The sequence below is a fragment of the Maritimimonas sp. 2210JD6-3 genome, assembly GCF_056591795.1.
The window spans coordinates 297175-314987 of record NZ_JBWQOJ010000001.1; the positions used below are offsets into that span (position 1 = coordinate 297175).

Consider the following 17813-nt stretch of genomic DNA (forward strand, 5'->3'; position numbering starts at 1 on the left):
TGAAAGAGATACTATTCTATAAAGTTCTATTGATATAATGTTAAACAGAAGACATATACGAATAAAAGTAATGCAGTCAATCTATGCATTATTACAATCTAAAAATGATGATTTAGATAGAGAAGAAAAATTTCTTCATTTTAGTTTAGCAAAAAGTTATGACTTATACGTTTTACAGTTAAGTATGCTAATCGAAGTACGTGAAATGGCAAGTGCACACCTTGAACTAGCAAAGAAAAAACATTTGGCAACTTCTGAGGATATAAATCCCAATAGAAAATTTATAAAAAATCAAGTACTGTTATCATTAAAAAATAGCGAAGAATTATCTGGCTATATTAAAGATAAAAAGTTAAAAAACTGGAAAGATCACTCAGAATATGTGCGTGTTATCTGGAATGAAATTAAGAATAGTGATTTATATAAAAAGTATATTGCGTCAAGTAATTTATCTTTTGAAGATGATAAAAAGTTTGTTGTAGAGATTTTTAAAGAAATTATTGCTCCGAATGATAAGTTATTCGATTATTATGAAAGTGAAAATCTTAGTTGGATAGATGATATTCCGTTAGTTAATACGTTTATTATTAAGAAAATAAACAATTTAAAATCAGGCAAAACTTTAAAACTTCAACCTTTATTTAAAGATGAAGATGATAAACAATTTGTTTCAGATTTGTTTAGAAAAATGGCACTACATCATTCGGAATTTACAGACGATATTGATCAAAAAACACCAAATTGGGATACAGATAGAATTGCTGAAATCGATCTTATTTTAATGAAAATGGCCTTAACGGAATTTGTGTATTTTCCTTCAATACCAGTTCGTGTAACGATCAATGAATATTTAGAAATTGCCAAAGATTACTCAACCTCTAAAAGTAGTTTTTTTATAAATGGTGTTTTAGATAAATTATCGAAAGAATATTTAGCATCAGATAAAATAAAAAAGATTGGTAGAGGATTGCTATAATTTATATAATTTTACAATCAGAATTTAAAATAATTAAAAATGAATAAAATAGTTGTTTTTGCTGTTGTAGCTGCAATGACATTGTTTTCGTGTAAAGAAAATGTAGCTGCTAAGATCAATAAAGAAAATTTAAAAATTGCTAAAGAGCGTGATTATAATATGAATGAAGGTGCTGCAGCGATTACTTTCGACAAGACCGAGCATGACTTTGGTGTTATTAATGAAGGAGATGTAGTTGAAACTACATTTAGTTTTAAAAACACTGGTAAAACCGATTTGATTATAACTAATGCTACAGCTCCTTGTGGGTGTACGGTACCAAGCTGGCCCAAAGAGCCGATTGCTGTGGGTAGTACAGGTGAAATTTTAGTTAAGTTTAATTCAAATGGTAAACCTAATAAACAAAGTAAAACTGTTACTTTAACGACTAATACTCCCGCGGGTAAAGAGCAAGTAGTCATACGAGCGCAGGTAACTCCAAAGCAAAAGAAAATATCTTAAAGTAGATTTATGACATACATACAAATGATCTTTTTACAGACTTCTGGTAGTAACATAGGTAATTTCATTATGATACCTTTAATGTTTGCTATTATTTATTTCTTTATGATTCGCCCTCAGGTTCAGCGTCAGAAAAAAGAAAAAAAATTTCAAACTGAAATAAAAAAGGGAGCTAAAATAGTAACAACAAGTGGTATTCATGGTAAAATTTTAGAATTGAATGATAATGATAACACCTGTGTTATAGAAACTAGTGCTGGTAAAATAAAGTTTGAGCGTTCTGCAATTTCTATGGAACTTAGTAAAAGATATTCTAAAGAGGTAAAAAAATAAATAGTTTAGAAATTATTATATTTATAAAGTGGGCATATATATGCCCACTTTTTTTATATTTAATCAGTTTATAAATCTGCCTTAAAAATAAATTGGTTATTTCGTAATGAGTTATAAAAGGTGTTCGTCAACCTAAGTTTGTTTTAGGTGCTCATCATAAATACTAGATTTATTGAGAGATGAGATTCAGAAATAAATTTAGAATGACACTTTAAAATATAATTATGATATAAAAACAAATATGAATTCTGAACAGAAAAAAATAAAGAGTAATAAAAAGATCAAGGTTTTTGTCATTTTTTTAGTACTGTCTTTAGTTTTCTGGCTATTAATTAAACTTTCTGGGCAGTATGAAGCTACTACTAAAATAGCCGTTACTTATAAAGATATACCTAAGAATAAGTTGTTACAGACTGAAACTACGAATCAGGTCGATGTTAGGTTGAAAGCTATTGGGTTTACCTTATTTAAAAACAAGTTAGGTAACAAAAGCGTTGAAGTAAGTTTAAAAAATATAAAAAGGAAAAAAGGAGCTACTTACTATTACCTTACATCAAATATGCTTTCTGTGCTACGTGAAAAATTTTCTAAATCTGAGATAATGCAGGTAAGCCCAGATACCTTGTTTTTTAACCTAGGAAGAAGTACATCAAAAAAACTAAGAGTTGTACCCAATTTAGATATTGATTATAATGTAGGCTATAGCCTTTCTGGTGATTTAAAAATAGAACCCGATTTTATTACAGTTACTGGACCAGAATCGCAGATTGATACGATGCTTAATGTTTATACTGAAAAGCTTGTACTTAAAAATGTAAATAACACAGTTGAGAAGACACTATCTATTATAAAACCTAATAAATTAAATAATGTTCGATATTCTGATGAGCGCGTAAAAGTTAGCGGAGATGTAGAAAAATTTACTGAACGAAAATTATTAGTAGATTTTCAGGTTATAAACTTACCAAAAACGTATGAAATTGCTACCTATCCTAAAAAGGTCGAGTTGGTTTTTAAAATAGGTTTATCTGACTTTAATAGTATTTCGGTAAATGATTTTAATGTGGTGTGTGATTATAAAGAATCTAGTGATAATGATTTGAATTATCTGATACCTAAACTTAAAAAGAAATCTAACTTAGTTAAGGATGTCAATATTTTGCCAAATAAAATTGAGTTTTTACTAGAAAAATGAAAGTAGTTGGACTAACAGGTGGTATAGGTAGTGGTAAAACTACAGTTGCAAAGTTATTTATAGAATTAGGTGTGCCTGTTTATTTTACAGATGATCATGCTAAAAGACTCATGAATTCATCTAGCGTAATTAAGCAGAAACTTATAGCGGAATTTGGTACAGATGCTTTTATAAATGAAAGATTAAATAGGGCATATTTGGCGAAAATTGTCTTTAACAACACAACTAAATTGGCTGCTATAAATGCCATTGTACACCCTTCGGTGAGAAATAGTTTTAAACGATGGGTAAGAAAACAAAGAACGAACTATGTTATTCAAGAGAATGCTATTCTTTTTGAAAGCGGAATGCATAAAAATTTCGATACAATCATCTCTGTTGTCGCTCCGTTAGAAGAGCGAGTAAGTAGAGTAATGAAAAGGGATAATGTGAATAAAATAGATGTTATATCTAGAATTAATAATCAATCGTCTGACAAAGAAAAAATTGCTAAATCTAATTATATAATCCATAATATTGATCTAGAGAATACCAAAAAGCAAGTAGTAGAGATTCATAAAAAATTATTGCAGTGAATCTTCTGAACAGCACAAACCTTAAAAAATTGTTAAAAAGACTACTTTTTAGTTAATGTTAGTTAAAGAATTTAACAAACTTTAGAGAAAAATTAACTTTGTTTGAGATGAGTAAGCGCATTTTTATACTCTTAATTATTTTAATGAGTACTGCCCTTATAGGGATTATAGCCGTACAGATATATTGGATAAAAAGTTCTATTGAAATACGTGATAAACAATTCACTAATGATGTTCAGGTAGCACTAGCAAACGTAAGTGATAAGGTACAACGGCGTGAGATGAATGATTTCTTTAAAGAAAACGCCCCAGAGATTATGAAATCTCAAACATCATCTGAGTTAGGAGTTAAAGACATTTTCTTTCAAAGGATAGATTCTAGCAGAAATGAGATATTTACTTTTAGACAGAGTATTTTAGAGACGCCGAGTAAAGCAGTATTACCTTTATTTGAGAATGATACGATTAATTTAAAATCATTTTTTAGTAAACGCGAGAGAGAAATTAAAAGTATTAATACAGCGATGCCCGATCTTCCAGTATTAACTACGAAAGAGCGGTATGAAACATTAGAAAAGTTAAGTAATATTGAAAGATTGCAAATGGAAAGTATCTACATGCAAATAGCACCTAGCAGACCTATTTATAATCGTGTTACGAAACGTGAAATTTTAATTAATTTAAAAAATGAACTCAAGCGTAGAGGTGTAGATACAGACTTTGAATTTGGTGTTTTTAATGATGGTTTTCCAACGAAGTTAAAATCAGATAAGTTCAAAAAATTAAAAGATAACGGGTATGTTGTACCGTTATTCGCTGGAGAAAATGGTACAAGTGAGTACCAATTGTTTGTTAATTTTCCTGACAAAGGTAAGTATATATTAGCAACCATATCTAGTATATTAGCACTATCAGCTATTTTTATTTTGGTAATTATTTTTGCATTTGCAAGTGCACTATACCAGCTAATTAAACAAAAACAGATATCAGAGATAAAAACTGATTTTATTAATAACATGACGCATGAGTTTAAAACACCCATAGCAACTATTAATTTGGCATTAGATGCCATAAAGAATCCGAAGATAATTGGAGAACAAGATAAGGTATTGCGATATGCGCAGATGATACGAGAAGAGAATAAGCGTATGCATGGTCAAGTTGAAAATGTTTTACGAATTTCTAAGCTCGAAAAAAATCAAATAGACCTAAGTAAAAGTGTAGTAAACTTACATGAGGTGATAGCTGATGCAATAACACATGTAGATTTAATTGTAAACGATAAGCAAGGATATATTAAAACACATTTAAAAGCAACCTCAACCGAAATAATGGCGAGTAAATTTCATTTTACTAATGTAATAGTCAATATGCTTGACAATGCTATAAAATATACCAGAGAGTCACCCAAAATTGATATTTATACAGAGAATGCAGGGAACCATATTTTGCTAAAAATAAAAGATCAAGGTATTGGTATGGGCAAAAATGTACAAAAGCATGTATTTGATAAATTTTATAGAGAACAAAAAGGAAATATTCATGATGTTAAAGGCCATGGTTTGGGTCTATCTTACGTCAAAAAAATTGTAGAACACCACCACGGTAGTGTTTATGTTGAAAGTGAAAAAGGTAAAGGAAGTGTTTTTACCGTTAAATTACCCCTAATTTAATTAAAAAAATGGCGAACAAAAAAATCTTATTAGTAGAAGATGATCCGAACTTCGGAACTGTATTGAAAGACTATTTAACCTTAAATGATTATGATGTTGCACACGCAAAAGATGGTTTAGAAGGTTTAATAATGTTTAAAAATGATGATTATGACATTTGTATTTTAGATGTAATGATGCCAAGAAAAGATGGTTTTTCTTTAGCTAAAGACATCAAATCAGCTAAACCAGATGTACCGATCATATTTTTAACAGCAAAAACAATGAAAGAAGATGTATTAAAAGGTTATGAAGTAGGCGCAGATGATTATTTAAATAAACCTTTTGATTCTGAAGTGCTGTTGTATAAAATAAAAGCTATCCTTCAGAGAAGAGAGGCAGATTCTTCTTCAGATGAGGAACAGCATGAATTTCAAATAGGTAAATTTCATCTCAATTCAAAATTGAGACATTTATCATTTGATGGAGGCGAGATACGTAAATTATCTCCAAAAGAAAATAAACTTCTAAAAATGCTAGCACTTCATATTAATGATTTAATGCCTAGAGAGCTAGCCTTAACAAAAATATGGAGAGATGATAATTACTTCACTTCTAGAAGTATGGATGTATATATTGCCAAGTTACGCAAATACTTAAAGCCAGATCCCGAAGTAGAGATTATTAATATTCACGGTGAAGGTTTTAGATTGATTGTAAATTAAGCTTGAATTCTCGTTTTATCTATCTTTGTATTCTATGGCAAAGTTTATAAAATTATATAACGAGAACCCTAACGAAAAAGAAATTGATAAGGTGGTAGCTATACTCCGTAAAGGAGGTATTATTATATACCCAACAGATACGGTTTATGGCTTAGGATGTGATATCACAAATACAAGGGCTTTAGAAAGAATTGCCAAGATCAAAAATATAAAACTTGCTAAGGCCAATTTCTCTTTTATTTGTAACGATTTAAGTCATCTGTCAGATTATGTGAGACAGATCGATACTTCTACGTACAAAATACTTAAAAAAGCACTACCAGGTGCTTATACGTTTATTTTACCAGGTAATAATAATTTACCTAAAGCTTTTAAGAATAAAAAGACCGTTGGTATTCGTATTCCCGATAATAATATAGCACGTGAGATTGTTCGTGCTTTAGGAAACCCCATAGTGTCAACTTCAATATATGATGAAGATGAAGTTATAGAATATACTACAGATCCAGAACTTATTTTTGAAAAATGGCAGCATCAAGTAGATGCAGTTATTGATGGAGGTTATGGTGATAATCAAGCATCAACAATTATAGACATGTCAGATGGTTACCCACAGGTTATTCGTGAAGGAAAAGGGGCACTTTCTATTTTATAATTCTTTACCGTTACTAATTAGTTCTTGATAATTTTTATTGAGTCTGTTTAATAAGATTCCATATAATAATTGATAGAATAGCCAGAATAAAAACATTACAAATAGTAGAATAACAGCTATAACTACCCAAACCAAAACCATATTAGTGTCTTCGGGTATTTTCTCTAAAAACTCTTCTGAATTCAGTGTTTTATACATTAATACTGTACCCACAATGGGTACAAAAGAAATCGCAAAACCTATGTAATATTTTACTGTCTTTCTTGTTTTTAAAATATTCTGCATCAATATTTTAGGATTTGAATTAGCAGAGATAGATTTGTAGTTTTTATAAAATAAAAAGATAAAAATTAAAGCTCCTAGATAAAATATAATACTTATTATGGTGTAAAAACTGCCCAATTCAAAATCTTTAATTTGGGTAGAAGTGTTTTTATCGTTAAATACCAAGAGGAGTAAATGAGGAAGTACAAATTCTAGAATACTAATAATAAATATCCATTTAACTATTGAAGATGATTTCTTATGAATGAGCTTTGACAACTCACCCTGTGTGTATTTTGGAAGAGAAGCTTCTTGCTTTTTCCAATCTTTTTTTAATAAATCTAATTGATCCATGTCTATGACGGATTTAATATTTTTTTTAATTTCGTTTTCACTCTGTTCATTTTAACGCGGGCATTCACTTCTGTTATACCTAGAGTTTCAGCGATTTCTTTATAATTTTTATCTTCTAAGTATAAGAAGATAAGTGCTTTTTCAATATCTGATAATTGTTTAATAGCCTTGTACATTAATTTGAGCTGTTCTTCTTCAGTATCATCATACTGCTGCGCTTGAATTTTAAATAAAACAGTATCAAAATCTTGAGTTTTTATTGATCTTTTTGACTTTCTGTATAGTGTAATTGCAGTATTTAGAGCAACGCGATACATCCATGTTGTAAATTTTGCTTCTCCTCTAAACTTAGGATAGGCTTTCCATAATTGAATTGATATCTCTTGAAAAAGATCATTATGGGCATCCTGATTTGAGGTATAAAGCCGACATACTTTATGAACGATGTTCTGATTTTTCTCTAAATCAGCTATAAATTTATGTTCTAGGTCTTTGGTCACTTTTCAATTTGGTTCTAACCTATTTGTATGAATTTAGTTCGCAATGTTACAGTTTAGTTTTAAATAAAAACAAAATGATTTAAAAAATTAATTTTTTTTATATAAATTTGTTTAAGTTATTTTTTTAAAAATTAAACAAAAATATCATGAATGCCATTAAAACGAAGTTTTCAATTAAAGATTTAGAAAATTTTACTGGCATAAAGTCTCATACTATTCGTATATGGGAAAAGCGCTATAAACTGTTAGAACCGAGCAGAACAGATACGAACATTCGTTATTATGATAGCGAAAATTTTATCAAGCTCCTCAACATAAATCTTCTTTACAAGAACGGATATAAGATATCTAAAATAGCAAAACTTACAGAAACAGAATTATTTTTAAGAGCTAAAGAACTTACATCTTCTCAAGCCGTTAAAGAAAGCTCGATGAATGCTTTTAAGTTAGCCATGCTTAATTTTGATGTAAATCTTTTTAACGATGCTTATACTCAGCTATTGGGATTTAAAACTTTTCGTGAAATTTTTATGGATGTCTTTATACCCTTATTAGAACACATAGGCGATTTATGGCAAACAAAATCAATAAAACCAGTGCATGAACATTTTATTTCTAACTTAATTACACAAAAGCTTCAGGCAAATATTGAACGTAATCAATCTATAAATTTTAATAAATCAACATATACTTACGTATTGTATTTACCTACTAATGAAATACATGAATTAGGATTGTTGTACTTACATTACGAGTTAACATTAAGAGGTATTCATTCTATCTATTTAGGTCAAAATATTAACAAACATAGTGTTAGAGATTTACGAGATTTTTATGAGAAGATAAATTTTATTTCCTATTTTACGGTAGAGCCGAACGAAGAAGAGATAAACGCCTACATAAAAGATGCTCATAGAGAATTAGTAGAGGGGAGCGATAATAGGTTTTGGTTCTTAGGTCGTAAAGCAATACGATTTAAAGATACCATGTTACCTGAAAATATGAAAGCATTTATATCAATCAGTGAACTTTTAGAAAATTTATCATAATGCAAAAAGTTGTCATCATAGGCTCCGGATTTTCTTCACTAGCATCTTCTTGCTATTTAGCTAAGGCTGGATATGATGTTACAATTTTAGAGAAAAATGCTACAATAGGAGGTAGAGCTAGAGTATTAAAAAAAGATGGTTTTAAATTTGATATGGGCCCTACTTGGTATTGGATGCCAGATGTCTTCGAAAGCTTTTTTACAGATTTTGACAAAAAACCATCAGATTATTACAAGCTTGAACGATTGAGTCCTGCATATAAGGTGTATTTTGGCGACAAAGATGCAATTGAAATTGCAGATAATTTAGAGGCTATTTATAAAACTTTTGAAGAGCATGAAAGTGGTAGTGCTAAACATTTAAATAAATTTTTAAAAGCAGCTAAATTTAATTATGAGGTTGCTATTAAAGATTTGGTATATAGACCTGGTGAAACCATTACTGAGCTTATTACTCCAGTTACGGTAAAACGAGTACACCAATTCTTTAGAAGTATAAGTGCTCAAGTTAGAGCTAAAATTAAGAACACAAAGTTAAGACAGATTTTAGAATTTCCAGTATTGTTTTTAGGTGCTAAACCTAGTAATACCCCATCTTTCTACAATTTTATGAATTATGCTGATTTTGGTTTAGGTACTTGGCATCCAGTTGGTGGTATGTTTGAGGTTATAAATGCAATGACAGCATTAGCTACTGAACTAGGTGTAGAAATTAAAACTGAGAGTAACGTAGAGCGTATTGAAGTAATTGAAGGTAAGGTAACCAGTGTTTTTACTAATAAAAGTATTTTAGACGCAGATATAGTGCTCAGTGGCGCAGACTATCACCACACAGAAACACTCTTAGATGAAAATCTACGCCAATATTCAGAAAGATATTGGGATAAAAGAACCTTTGCACCATCCTCATTACTTTTTTATGTGGGGTTTGATAAAAAATTATCGAATGTAAGGCATCATACTTTATTTTTTGATGCAGATTTTGATATTCACGCTAAACATATTTATGATCAACCATCATGGCCAGAAAAGCCTTTGTTTTATGCAAGTTTTCCAAGTATTACCGATGACTCATTTGCTCCTCATGGTAAAGAAGCGGGTGTATTTTTAATACCACTAGCTCCTGGTATAGAAGATACGGCCGAATTAAGAGACAAGTATTTTAATCAAATTATAGAAAGATTTGAAAATTTGACAGAACAGAATATTAAAGAAAATATTATCTTTAAAGAGTCCTTTTGTGTGAATGATTTCATAAACGATTATAACTCATATAAGGGCAATGCATATGGTCTTGCTAATATTTTAACTCAAACGGCTTTTTTACGACCCAAAATTAAAAGTAAAAAAGTTGAAAATTTATTTTTTACAGGTCAGCTTACAGTACCAGGTCCAGGTGTCCCACCATCGCTAATATCTGGTAAAATAGCTGCTAATTCAATTATTAAACATGCAAAAATTAGATCTTATGAAAAAACAATTGTTTGATCAGGTCTCTGAAAAATGTAGCAAGGCAGTTACAAATTCGTACAGCACATCTTTTTCGTTGGCTGTTAAAATGTTAGCCCCTTCAATTAGAGGTGATATCTATAATATTTATGGATTTGTTCGTTTTACTGATGAAATCGTTGACACCTTTCATGATTACGATAAAGAACGACTTATTAATCAATTCGAGAAAGATTATTACAGTGCCTATGAGCAAGGAATTAGCATGAATCCAATTTTAAATGCTTTTCAATATACTGTAAAAAAATATAAAATCGATGACAGCCTTATTCAAGCTTTTTTAAGTAGTATGAAAGCTGATTTAAAAGAGATAAAATATACGACCAAAGAGGAGTTTAATGCTTATATTTATGGTTCTGCTGATGTTGTTGGGTTAATGTGTTTAAAAGTATTTGTAAACGGAGATCAAAAGAAGTATAACGAATTAAAAGCCGCTGCTATGCGATTAGGATCTGCGTTTCAAAAGGTAAATTTTTTACGTGATTTAAAAGATGATTATGAGTTGCTAAATAGGTCGTATTTTCCGAATGTAGATTTAAAATCATTAGATACAGCATCTAAAGAAAAAATCATAAAAGAAATTGAAGATGATTTCAATTATGCTTTTAAAAACGGAATACTCGAACTCCCAGTTGAGGCAAAGTTTGGTGTTTACACGGCATTTAGGTATTATCGAAGATTACTAAAAAAACTCAAAAAAGTACCTTCTGGTAAAATTATTGAAACAAGAGTTCGTATCTCTAACCCAATGAAAATTAATTTATTGGCACGTAGCTATGTAAAATATAAATTAAATTTAATTCATCACGTATGATTTTTGCATTAATAACCTTAGGAACATTTATGGTCATGGAAGGCGTTACTTGGTGTACGCATAAGTTTGTAATGCATGGTTTTGGTTGGTTTTTACATGAAGATCACCATCAACCAGGCTACCCACATGTTTTTGAAAAGAATGATGCATTTTTTATCATTTTTGCCGTGCCAAGTATTTTACTATTTTATTTTGGAGTTGAAGGAGGTATAAACTATTTATTTTTTATTGGTCTTGGTATTTTGTTATATGGTATGGCGTATTTTTTAGTACATGACGTACTGATTCATAGAAGGTTTAAATGGTTTGATAATACGCAGAATAGATATTTAAGAGGTCTTCGTAAAGCACATAAAATTCATCATAAAAAAATGGGTAAACACGATGGTGAATGTTTCGGTATGTTGTTTGTTCCTTTTAAATACTTTAAAAAAGTTCAATAACTTTTAATGGAAAAATACATATACCTTTTATTAAACATTGGTAGTATTTCTATTCCCTTTATATACAGCTTTGAAAAACGAATGCGCTTTATTAAGTGGTGGAGAGAAGTATTGTTAGCCACGATTATTACAGCAGCAATTTTTATTGTTTGGGATATAATTTTCACAAAGAATGGTGTTTGGGGCTTTAATGAACGTTACTTAGTAGGAATTAATATTGTAAACTTACCGCTAGAAGAGTGGTTGTTTTTTTTATGCATTCCGTATGCAAGTATGTTTATACATTATGCATTTCAATACTTTTTTCCAAAGTCAAAGTTATCTTCAAAACTTACTAATGTGATTACGATACTTTTAATCATTATACTATTAACAGTAATACTTTCTAATATAGATAAGGCATATACTTTTTATAATTTTTCGTTGCTTATTTTAGTCTTATTGTATAGCCTTTTTACGCAAGAAGAAGAATTGAGGGTATTTTACATAAGCTTTTTAATTATACTTATTCCTTTTTTTATTGTGAATGGAATTCTTACCGGAAGCTTTATCGAAGATCAAGTGGTATGGTATAATAATGCTGAAAATTTAGGAATACGTATGGAGACTATACCGATTGAAGATATTGGCTATGCCTTTAGTATGATCTTTATGAGCATCATCATGATTTCTAAGTTTAAAAAGAAAAACATATTTAAACATGAAGTTGTATAAATTAGAAACTAAACAACTAGTACATACAACACTAGATAGTTGCTGGGATTTTTTTTCGAGTCCTAAAAATTTAAAAGAAATTACCCCAAATTATATGGGTTTCGAAATTATAGATGAAGTTGAAGATACAATGTATCCTGGTCAAATAATTCAATATTTTGTAAAACCAGTATTAAATATCCCAATGCGGTGGGTAACTGAGATTACTCAGGTTAAAGACAAAGAATTCTTTATTGATGAACAACGCTTTGGTCCCTATAGCTTATGGCATCATAAACATTTTTTCAAGGAGGTTGATAATGGAGTAGAAATGCGTGACGTTGTACATTATGGTTTACCATTAGGGCCTTTAGGTAGATTAGTAAATTCACTCTTTATAAAAAAACAACTTGAGACTATTTTTGACTACCGATTTAAAAAAGTAAACGAATTATTTAATGGAAACTAAAGAAATAGCTGTTTTCTGGTTTCGTAGAGATCTTCGTCTGTATGATAATGTAGGTTTAAGCAATGCCTTAAAATCTGGGCTCGACGTATTACCAATTTTTATTTTTGATGATGATATTTTAGATCAATTGCCTAAGGATGATGCAAGAGTCACGTTTATTTACGATTCGTTGCATAGTGTTCATCAAGAATTAAAAGAAAAAGATAGTTCGTTCTTAATTAAAAAAGGTAAACCTTTAGAAGTTTGGCAAGAATTAGTAAAAGACTACTCTATCAAAAAGGTATTCTTTAATAAAGATTATGAGCCTTATGCCATACAACGGGATCAAGAAATTATTGATTTTTTACTTGAACAAGGTATAAGTGCGTACGCCTATAAAGATCAAGTGATCTTTGAAAGAGCTGAGGTTGTCAAAGATGATGGAAAGCCTTATACGGTATTTACACCTTATAAAAGAAAATGGTTGCAGCATTTTAATAACCCAAATTTTTCCTTACAAGATACTGCTTGTAATTTCAATAACTTTTTTCAGTTTTCAGCTAGTTTCCCTACGATAGAACAAATTCGGTTTAGCAGAAGCAACATAAAAGTAAAACCTTATACGCTTCATGGTGTTGACAATTATGATGAACATAGAGATTTTCCTTTTAAAGATGATACTTCCTATGTGTCTCCACATCTAAGATTTGGTACGGTAAGCGTGCGTGAATTTGTAAAATTAGCTTCAAGTAGAAATGAAACCTTTCTAAGTGAGTTAATTTGGCGTGAATTTTTTATGCAAATTTTATATCATTTCCCAAAGGTGGTAACTGAAAATTTTAGGTCAAAATACGATGGTATTCAGTGGCGTAATAATGAGAAAGAGTTTGAAAAGTGGTACATTGGAGAAACTGGGTATCCAATTGTCGATGCGGGTATGCGACAGTTAAATAAAACGGGTTATATGCATAATAGAGTACGTATGGTCACTGCTAGTTTTTTATGTAAACATTTATTAATCGATTGGCGATGGGGCGAAGCATATTTTGCCAAAAAACTTTTAGATTATGAGTTATCATCTAATAATGGAAATTGGCAATGGTCTGCTGGAACAGGATGTGATGCTTCACCCTATTTTAGAATTTTCAATCCAACCTCACAACAAGAAAAGTTTGATAAAAATCAAGAATACATACGTACTTGGGTAGATGATTTAGATGAAGACTCCTATCCAGATCCTATAGTTGAACATACGTTTGCAAGACAACGAGCCATCAATACTTATAAAGCAGGTATTGCTAATTACTAATACACAATAAAGTTAGTGTAGTATGTTTTTTAGGAGCCACAAGCGCATTTAGTATTTCAAATTTTAATTCAAATGAAGTAGTACTTTTCTGTATTGTTTTTACTTGAATTTTTTGATCGCTATTGGCTTTTAAAGTGAATACATCATTCTGATTATGTAAAGTATAAACTGAACTGTTTTTTAAAATAAAATCAGCATCAGAATTATTTTGCAGCGTAACTTCTTGTACTAGTGTTTCAGTACCGTCATAACTTTTAATAGTTTCAGTATTTGTAACTACTATTGAGGCTTTTAGTAGTGGATTTAGAAATGCTGATCTTCCCATAAGGGTATTATTAAACCATACCACAGTTCTCTTATCGAATAATGCTTCTTTTAAGCTTGTCGTTGTTTTATTTTTAGCAAACACCAAAGTTACAGGTCGATGACCTCCGTCATGGACATGGTAATCCCAATCAATAAGTCCGTGTATGTCTGATGTTCCCATAAGTGTAAGATTATTATCCAAAGCAATTTGAAAGGCTTCTTCAGAATAGGTATGTTCATTTACAATTTCAATACCATGTAAAAGCTTATCTTTTATAAGCTGCTTGTGCATTGCTGTTAACTCTGCAATTCCATCTCTTTTTTGATAAATTAAATTTGGGTGATTCCAAAAAATAAAAGCACCTTGTTTTTTAGCTTCTTTAAAAGCATTGATAGCTTTCTTTGTTTTTAACATATTTGCATCAGAAATAAATATGGCATTTGCATGCCCTGGAGGCAAATCACGCGTAATTTCTGCACCATTAATTACCAAAAGGTCATGATCTTTTGCTTCTTCTTTCGCGATTTCATATGCTCTATTTCGATCAGGATGTGGGATGTCTTTACTATGTGGTTGGTACTCTAAATGCTCGGTAATTGCTATGGCGTCTAGACCATCTTTCAATGCTTCTAGTACTCTAATAGTTGGCCATACTTTTCCGTCAGAAAAAACAGAATGTAGATGAAGATCAGTCACCAGCGTTTTATAATTTGGCACATCTGGAAAAGAAATGGCTCTAGAATCTTTATGAGAATGTACTTCTTGAGACAAAACCAAATAAGGAATGCAGCAAGAAAGTAGCATTATTATTCTTTTATAGGTCATGAGCTGATAATTTTTTGCGTTTAATAATAAATGAGTATCAATCTTTAAAACTTATTTAATCTTTAATAAATGTTACTAAGGTTTTTGTCGCCAAAAAAGCCACCCTATCAGAATTCCTAGAGCCATAAATATTACATAAATTAACATATAGTTTTGATGGTTGTTATGAAGCCCGAATTTAGTTTTTAAATCAAAAATCTCTAACAAAGTTGCTATTAATAAAACAATAATAAACCCAACTGTTCCACTAAAAATAGATGATTTAGTTGAATAGAGAAAAAGATTTGCTGCAATAGCACCCCATAAATACATCAAAATATAAAAATAGTTTCTTGGTGAATTTTGAATTACTTGACTGATGGTATTTTCCTTCACATTGTCTAAGGCTAGGTAAATATCTAATGCAATTAAAATTAAAAAAAGCGCAATAAGAATGTATTGTACTGTTCGTACTAATTGCCCATTATTTTTTATGAGTTCTTTTAATAATTTTTTATCATCCATAGTTACCACGGAAAATCAATAGTTGGTATATGTCGCTGCGACCATATGAAATGTCCATATAACACCCCTGCTGTTAGCAATAGGAGTTGATACAATGCGTTTATTTTTTTTGGTTTCACCCTTTTGCCGATCCAAAAGAGTGCCAATAGAATTATAATTACCAATACTACGGGTATCCACCAATTACTTCCAAAAAGAGCAACCTTTGTTCCTAGAAAAAAATGTCCACCTAAAATTCCCCAAGCAAATGTGATAAAAAAGTATTGACCTGAAGCCCATTTTTTAAGTATAAAGTTCACGGTGTCTTCATCTTCATCATTAATATTAAGGTAAATATTAAATAAGATCAAAAAACCGATAATTCCAATAATGATGTACTCTACAGTTTTTACCGTTATCATTTTTTCTTTTTAGTAGTTGGTTTTGGTGGTAACGACATGACATACTCATAACTCTCGTCAAGCGTTTTAGTTAATAAAGGTATATTTGTATATACATGCTTTGGTATTAACACATAATCACGCATCACAGCTCCATATGATCTATATTTTGTAGTATCGTGTTCTGTTTTAAATTGCTTGCCAGAAGATGTTGACAATCTAATACCTATTTTGCATGCTTTATTATATAAAGAAAACATATAACCATTTGCTGACGTGTAAGGCAACATTTTACCTTTATGTTTAAATTTTGAATTTATAGCAATTAGTACGTCATAAAATTTTAGTTTTTTTTCCCACATGATTCAAAAAGTTTCTATTTTTGGTTAATGGCACTTAAATATACATAGTAATTCTCAAAATAGAAGTGTAATTTTCTTCCCTATTTTCCTTAATTAGTTGCGATTGTTAAAAAAATATGAAAAATTTTATGTTAAAATTTAACAATCATTTTCATCAATTCTAACTCTATTAATCTTTTTGTATATATAATACATTGAAAATCAGTTTTTTATAAATAAAATAAAAACTCATGGTTTTCCATGAGTTTTAAAAATCCCTAAATGCTCTATTGCGAGATGTCTCATCTCATTATACATTTGTATCAGACAAACGAAGTAATAAAGTTCATTAAAATAATACTCTTACAATTAAACAAGAGTTAACAACAAGGGGAGAAAGGAGAGAAATCAGTAATCTTTTTATAGCTAAAAATTCAACTACAAAAGATTTTTCTCCTTTATTTTAGAACTTAACCATATACGCTTTCTAGGCGCAACAATAAAGGGGAGAAAGGAGAAAAGTTTGATCACTAACTAAACTTTAGTTCACTACACAGTACTAAATGATAAACTTTTCTCCTTCATTTAAACAAAATAACATTCTGTAAAAGGAAATTACAATAAGGGGAGAAAGGAGCGAATTACTCAATATACTACTGAGAATTCACTCCTTTATTTTTTTATAAAATTAACAGAAGGCTTGAATTTTATTTATGCTTTCATAGTGATAAACGCAGCCCTTCTATTGTTTCAATATTAAAAAATGTGAATCCATTACATTTCCAGTAAGGATTACATTACCATAAGGAGCTGCCACCGTAGAAGCCGACATTTCAGCACCATCATTTAGATATATTGTTTCAATGGTATAATCATTTTTACCATGATAGGTTATTTTAATGAGTTCAGATGGGGCTGTTTTCTTTTTACCTTTAGCATATGACGCAAAGCGTAATAAATTTGGATGTGCACCAATCCATAAATTACCATTCCTATCAAATTCAATATTATCTACACCAGTACCACAATCGATATTTTCTATAAAATCAAGAGAACCATCTTCATTTCTTTTATACACTTTTACTAAAAATTTTCTTGGTGAGGCCACAAATAGTAAATTACGCTTTGCGTCAAAGTTAATACCATTAGCATAAGCGATGCCGTTAGCTACTTCTTTATAGTTTTCTCCATCAAAATAAATAACATTTGAAAGGGCTCTACCACCATAATCCTCAATAAATCGACCAAAACCTTCTGTATATTTATGATCATTGGTGAAGTAAAATTTATGCTCATCTATTATTACAACATCATTCGGACTTATCATTGCGTGATGTGTTAATGTTGTTTCATGGGTAAGATTTTCACCTTGTAATTTAAAAACTTCGATCGTATGTCCGCTTGGTGTGTGATTTACAGCCATTATTTTATAAGTACTATCAGTTTTATACATAGAGATACT

General features: G+C 30.2%; 22 protein-coding genes. 15 read left to right on the forward strand and 7 right to left on the reverse strand.

The features are described from left to right. Positions 1–70: 70 nt before the first annotated feature. The 8 genes from nusB to AC1EUY_RS01350 all read left to right on the forward strand — a co-directional run bounded on the left by nusB (position 71) and on the right by AC1EUY_RS01350 (position 6612). On the forward strand, positions 71–976 hold the full coding sequence (nusB, locus tag AC1EUY_RS01315; protein ID WP_480193692.1) for a transcription antitermination factor NusB: 906 nt from the start codon (positions 71–73) through the stop codon (positions 974–976). 39 nt (positions 977–1015) lie between these two features. After that, positions 1016–1477: a DUF1573 domain-containing protein gene (locus AC1EUY_RS01320; RefSeq protein WP_480193693.1), complete on the forward strand. Its 462-nt coding sequence runs from the start codon at positions 1016–1018 to the stop codon at positions 1475–1477. A 9-nt stretch (positions 1478–1486) separates the two neighbouring features. Next, positions 1487–1810: a preprotein translocase subunit YajC gene (gene yajC, locus AC1EUY_RS01325; RefSeq protein ID WP_480193694.1), complete on the forward strand. Its 324-nt coding sequence runs from the start codon at positions 1487–1489 to the stop codon at positions 1808–1810. A gap of 241 nt (positions 1811–2051) precedes the next feature. Then, positions 2052–3005: a CdaR family protein gene (locus AC1EUY_RS01330; protein WP_480193695.1), complete on the forward strand. Its 954-nt coding sequence runs from the start codon at positions 2052–2054 to the stop codon at positions 3003–3005. Next, positions 3002–3580 (forward strand): dephospho-CoA kinase, encoded by a 579-nt coding sequence (gene coaE, locus AC1EUY_RS01335; protein ID WP_480193696.1) that lies wholly within the window; start codon positions 3002–3004, stop codon positions 3578–3580. The genes AC1EUY_RS01330 and coaE overlap by 4 nt, the downstream gene beginning before the upstream one ends. A 107-nt stretch (positions 3581–3687) precedes the next feature. Then, on the forward strand, positions 3688–5253 hold the full coding sequence (locus AC1EUY_RS01340) for a sensor histidine kinase (protein ID WP_480193697.1): 1566 nt from the start codon (positions 3688–3690) through the stop codon (positions 5251–5253). An 8-nt stretch (positions 5254–5261) separates the two neighbouring features. After that, entirely contained in the window at positions 5262–5957 is a 696-nt protein-coding gene (locus tag AC1EUY_RS01345) for a response regulator transcription factor (protein WP_480193698.1), read from the forward strand. A 34-nt stretch (positions 5958–5991) separates the two neighbouring features. Then, complete coding sequence (locus tag AC1EUY_RS01350) at positions 5992–6612, forward strand: L-threonylcarbamoyladenylate synthase (protein WP_480193699.1); 621 nt, start codon at positions 5992–5994, stop codon at positions 6610–6612. On the opposite strand, the gene AC1EUY_RS01355 is transcribed toward AC1EUY_RS01350, so the two are convergent. Then, positions 6607–7230 carry a hypothetical protein gene (locus tag AC1EUY_RS01355; protein WP_480193700.1) on the reverse strand — a complete coding sequence of 208 codons (624 nt, stop codon included), beginning with the start codon at positions 7228–7230 and terminating at the stop codon, positions 6607–6609. The two genes, AC1EUY_RS01350 and AC1EUY_RS01355, sit on opposite strands and share 6 nt — an antisense overlap. A gap of 2 nt (positions 7231–7232) precedes the next feature. After that, positions 7233–7730: an RNA polymerase sigma factor gene (locus tag AC1EUY_RS01360; RefSeq protein ID WP_480193701.1), complete on the reverse strand. Its 498-nt coding sequence runs from the start codon at positions 7728–7730 to the stop codon at positions 7233–7235. A 146-nt stretch (positions 7731–7876) separates the two neighbouring features. Between AC1EUY_RS01360 and AC1EUY_RS01365 the strand changes: the two genes are divergently transcribed. Genes AC1EUY_RS01365 through AC1EUY_RS01395 form a run of 7 tightly spaced genes read left to right on the forward strand, consistent with a single transcriptional unit; the run spans position 7877 to position 13994 of the window. After that, the gene (locus AC1EUY_RS01365) at positions 7877–8779 is read left to right on the forward strand and encodes a MerR family transcriptional regulator (protein WP_480193702.1); all 903 of its coding nucleotides are present in this window, start codon (positions 7877–7879) and stop codon (positions 8777–8779) included. Then, positions 8779–10266, forward strand: a complete 1488-nt coding sequence (locus AC1EUY_RS01370) for a phytoene desaturase family protein (RefSeq protein ID WP_480193703.1) — start codon at positions 8779–8781, stop codon at positions 10264–10266. The genes AC1EUY_RS01365 and AC1EUY_RS01370 overlap by 1 nt, the downstream gene beginning before the upstream one ends. Continuing rightward, positions 10247–11101 carry a phytoene/squalene synthase family protein gene (locus AC1EUY_RS01375; RefSeq protein ID WP_480193704.1) on the forward strand — a complete coding sequence of 285 codons (855 nt, stop codon included), beginning with the start codon at positions 10247–10249 and terminating at the stop codon, positions 11099–11101. The genes AC1EUY_RS01370 and AC1EUY_RS01375 overlap by 20 nt, the downstream gene beginning before the upstream one ends. Continuing rightward, a complete protein-coding gene (locus AC1EUY_RS01380; RefSeq protein ID WP_480193705.1) occupies positions 11098–11544 on the forward strand; it encodes a sterol desaturase family protein in 447 nt (148 codons plus the stop codon). Before AC1EUY_RS01375 ends, AC1EUY_RS01380 begins: the two co-directional genes overlap by 4 nt. 6 nt (positions 11545–11550) lie before the next feature. After that, complete coding sequence (locus AC1EUY_RS01385) at positions 11551–12258, forward strand: lycopene cyclase domain-containing protein (protein WP_480193706.1); 708 nt, start codon at positions 11551–11553, stop codon at positions 12256–12258. Further along, positions 12245–12706, forward strand: coding sequence for an SRPBCC family protein (locus tag AC1EUY_RS01390; protein ID WP_480193707.1), 462 nt, complete (start codon positions 12245–12247; stop codon positions 12704–12706). The genes AC1EUY_RS01385 and AC1EUY_RS01390 overlap by 14 nt, the downstream gene beginning before the upstream one ends. After that, positions 12696–13994: a cryptochrome/photolyase family protein gene (locus AC1EUY_RS01395; RefSeq protein ID WP_480193708.1), complete on the forward strand. Its 1299-nt coding sequence runs from the start codon at positions 12696–12698 to the stop codon at positions 13992–13994. Before AC1EUY_RS01390 ends, AC1EUY_RS01395 begins: the two co-directional genes overlap by 11 nt. Here the strand turns inward: AC1EUY_RS01395 and AC1EUY_RS01400 are convergent. The 5 genes from AC1EUY_RS01400 to AC1EUY_RS01420 all read right to left on the reverse strand — a co-directional run. Next, positions 13984–15126 carry an Sb-PDE family phosphodiesterase gene (locus tag AC1EUY_RS01400; protein ID WP_480193709.1) on the reverse strand — a complete coding sequence of 381 codons (1143 nt, stop codon included), beginning with the start codon at positions 15124–15126 and terminating at the stop codon, positions 13984–13986. The genes AC1EUY_RS01395 and AC1EUY_RS01400 overlap by 11 nt on opposite strands. A gap of 75 nt (positions 15127–15201) precedes the next feature. Next, positions 15202–15630: a hypothetical protein gene (locus AC1EUY_RS01405; protein ID WP_480193710.1), complete on the reverse strand. Its 429-nt coding sequence runs from the start codon at positions 15628–15630 to the stop codon at positions 15202–15204. A 2-nt stretch (positions 15631–15632) separates the two neighbouring features. Beyond that, a complete protein-coding gene (locus tag AC1EUY_RS01410) occupies positions 15633–16031 on the reverse strand; it encodes a hypothetical protein (protein ID WP_480193711.1) in 399 nt (132 codons plus the stop codon). Further along, on the reverse strand, positions 16028–16372 hold the full coding sequence (locus AC1EUY_RS01415; RefSeq protein ID WP_480193712.1) for a hypothetical protein: 345 nt from the start codon (positions 16370–16372) through the stop codon (positions 16028–16030). The genes AC1EUY_RS01410 and AC1EUY_RS01415 overlap by 4 nt, the downstream gene beginning before the upstream one ends. A gap of 721 nt (positions 16373–17093) precedes the next feature. Continuing rightward, positions 17094–17813, reverse strand: a 720-nt coding sequence (locus tag AC1EUY_RS01420) for an SMP-30/gluconolactonase/LRE family protein (protein ID WP_480193713.1), incomplete at its 5' end; no start/stop codon positions are given.

Coding starts and splice junctions, on each gene's coding strand:
- AC1EUY_RS01405 (WP_480193710.1), bottom strand. CDS start 15,630: ATGGATGATAAAAAATTATTAAAAGAACTCATAAAAAATAATGGGCAA.
- AC1EUY_RS01345 (WP_480193698.1), top strand. CDS start 5,262: ATGGCGAACAAAAAAATCTTATTAGTAGAAGATGATCCGAACTTCGGA.
- AC1EUY_RS01385 (WP_480193706.1), top strand. CDS start 11,551: ATGGAAAAATACATATACCTTTTATTAAACATTGGTAGTATTTCTATT.
- AC1EUY_RS01375 (WP_480193704.1), top strand. CDS start 10,247: ATGAAAAAACAATTGTTTGATCAGGTCTCTGAAAAATGTAGCAAGGCA.
- nusB (WP_480193692.1), top strand. CDS start 71: ATGCAGTCAATCTATGCATTATTACAATCTAAAAATGATGATTTAGAT.
- AC1EUY_RS01390 (WP_480193707.1), top strand. CDS start 12,245: ATGAAGTTGTATAAATTAGAAACTAAACAACTAGTACATACAACACTA.
- AC1EUY_RS01370 (WP_480193703.1), top strand. CDS start 8,779: ATGCAAAAAGTTGTCATCATAGGCTCCGGATTTTCTTCACTAGCATCT.
- AC1EUY_RS01395 (WP_480193708.1), top strand. CDS start 12,696: ATGGAAACTAAAGAAATAGCTGTTTTCTGGTTTCGTAGAGATCTTCGT.
- AC1EUY_RS01350 (WP_480193699.1), top strand. CDS start 5,992: ATGGCAAAGTTTATAAAATTATATAACGAGAACCCTAACGAAAAAGAA.
- yajC (WP_480193694.1), top strand. CDS start 1,487: ATGACATACATACAAATGATCTTTTTACAGACTTCTGGTAGTAACATA.
- AC1EUY_RS01320 (WP_480193693.1), top strand. CDS start 1,016: ATGAATAAAATAGTTGTTTTTGCTGTTGTAGCTGCAATGACATTGTTT.
- AC1EUY_RS01340 (WP_480193697.1), top strand. CDS start 3,688: ATGAGTAAGCGCATTTTTATACTCTTAATTATTTTAATGAGTACTGCC.
- AC1EUY_RS01400 (WP_480193709.1), bottom strand. CDS start 15,126: ATGACCTATAAAAGAATAATAATGCTACTTTCTTGCTGCATTCCTTAT.
- AC1EUY_RS01365 (WP_480193702.1), top strand. CDS start 7,877: ATGAATGCCATTAAAACGAAGTTTTCAATTAAAGATTTAGAAAATTTT.
- AC1EUY_RS01410 (WP_480193711.1), bottom strand. CDS start 16,031: ATGATAACGGTAAAAACTGTAGAGTACATCATTATTGGAATTATCGGT.
- AC1EUY_RS01330 (WP_480193695.1), top strand. CDS start 2,052: ATGAATTCTGAACAGAAAAAAATAAAGAGTAATAAAAAGATCAAGGTT.
- AC1EUY_RS01355 (WP_480193700.1), bottom strand. CDS start 7,230: ATGGATCAATTAGATTTATTAAAAAAAGATTGGAAAAAGCAAGAAGCT.
- coaE (WP_480193696.1), top strand. CDS start 3,002: ATGAAAGTAGTTGGACTAACAGGTGGTATAGGTAGTGGTAAAACTACA.
- AC1EUY_RS01415 (WP_480193712.1), bottom strand. CDS start 16,372: ATGTGGGAAAAAAAACTAAAATTTTATGACGTACTAATTGCTATAAAT.
- AC1EUY_RS01380 (WP_480193705.1), top strand. CDS start 11,098: ATGATTTTTGCATTAATAACCTTAGGAACATTTATGGTCATGGAAGGC.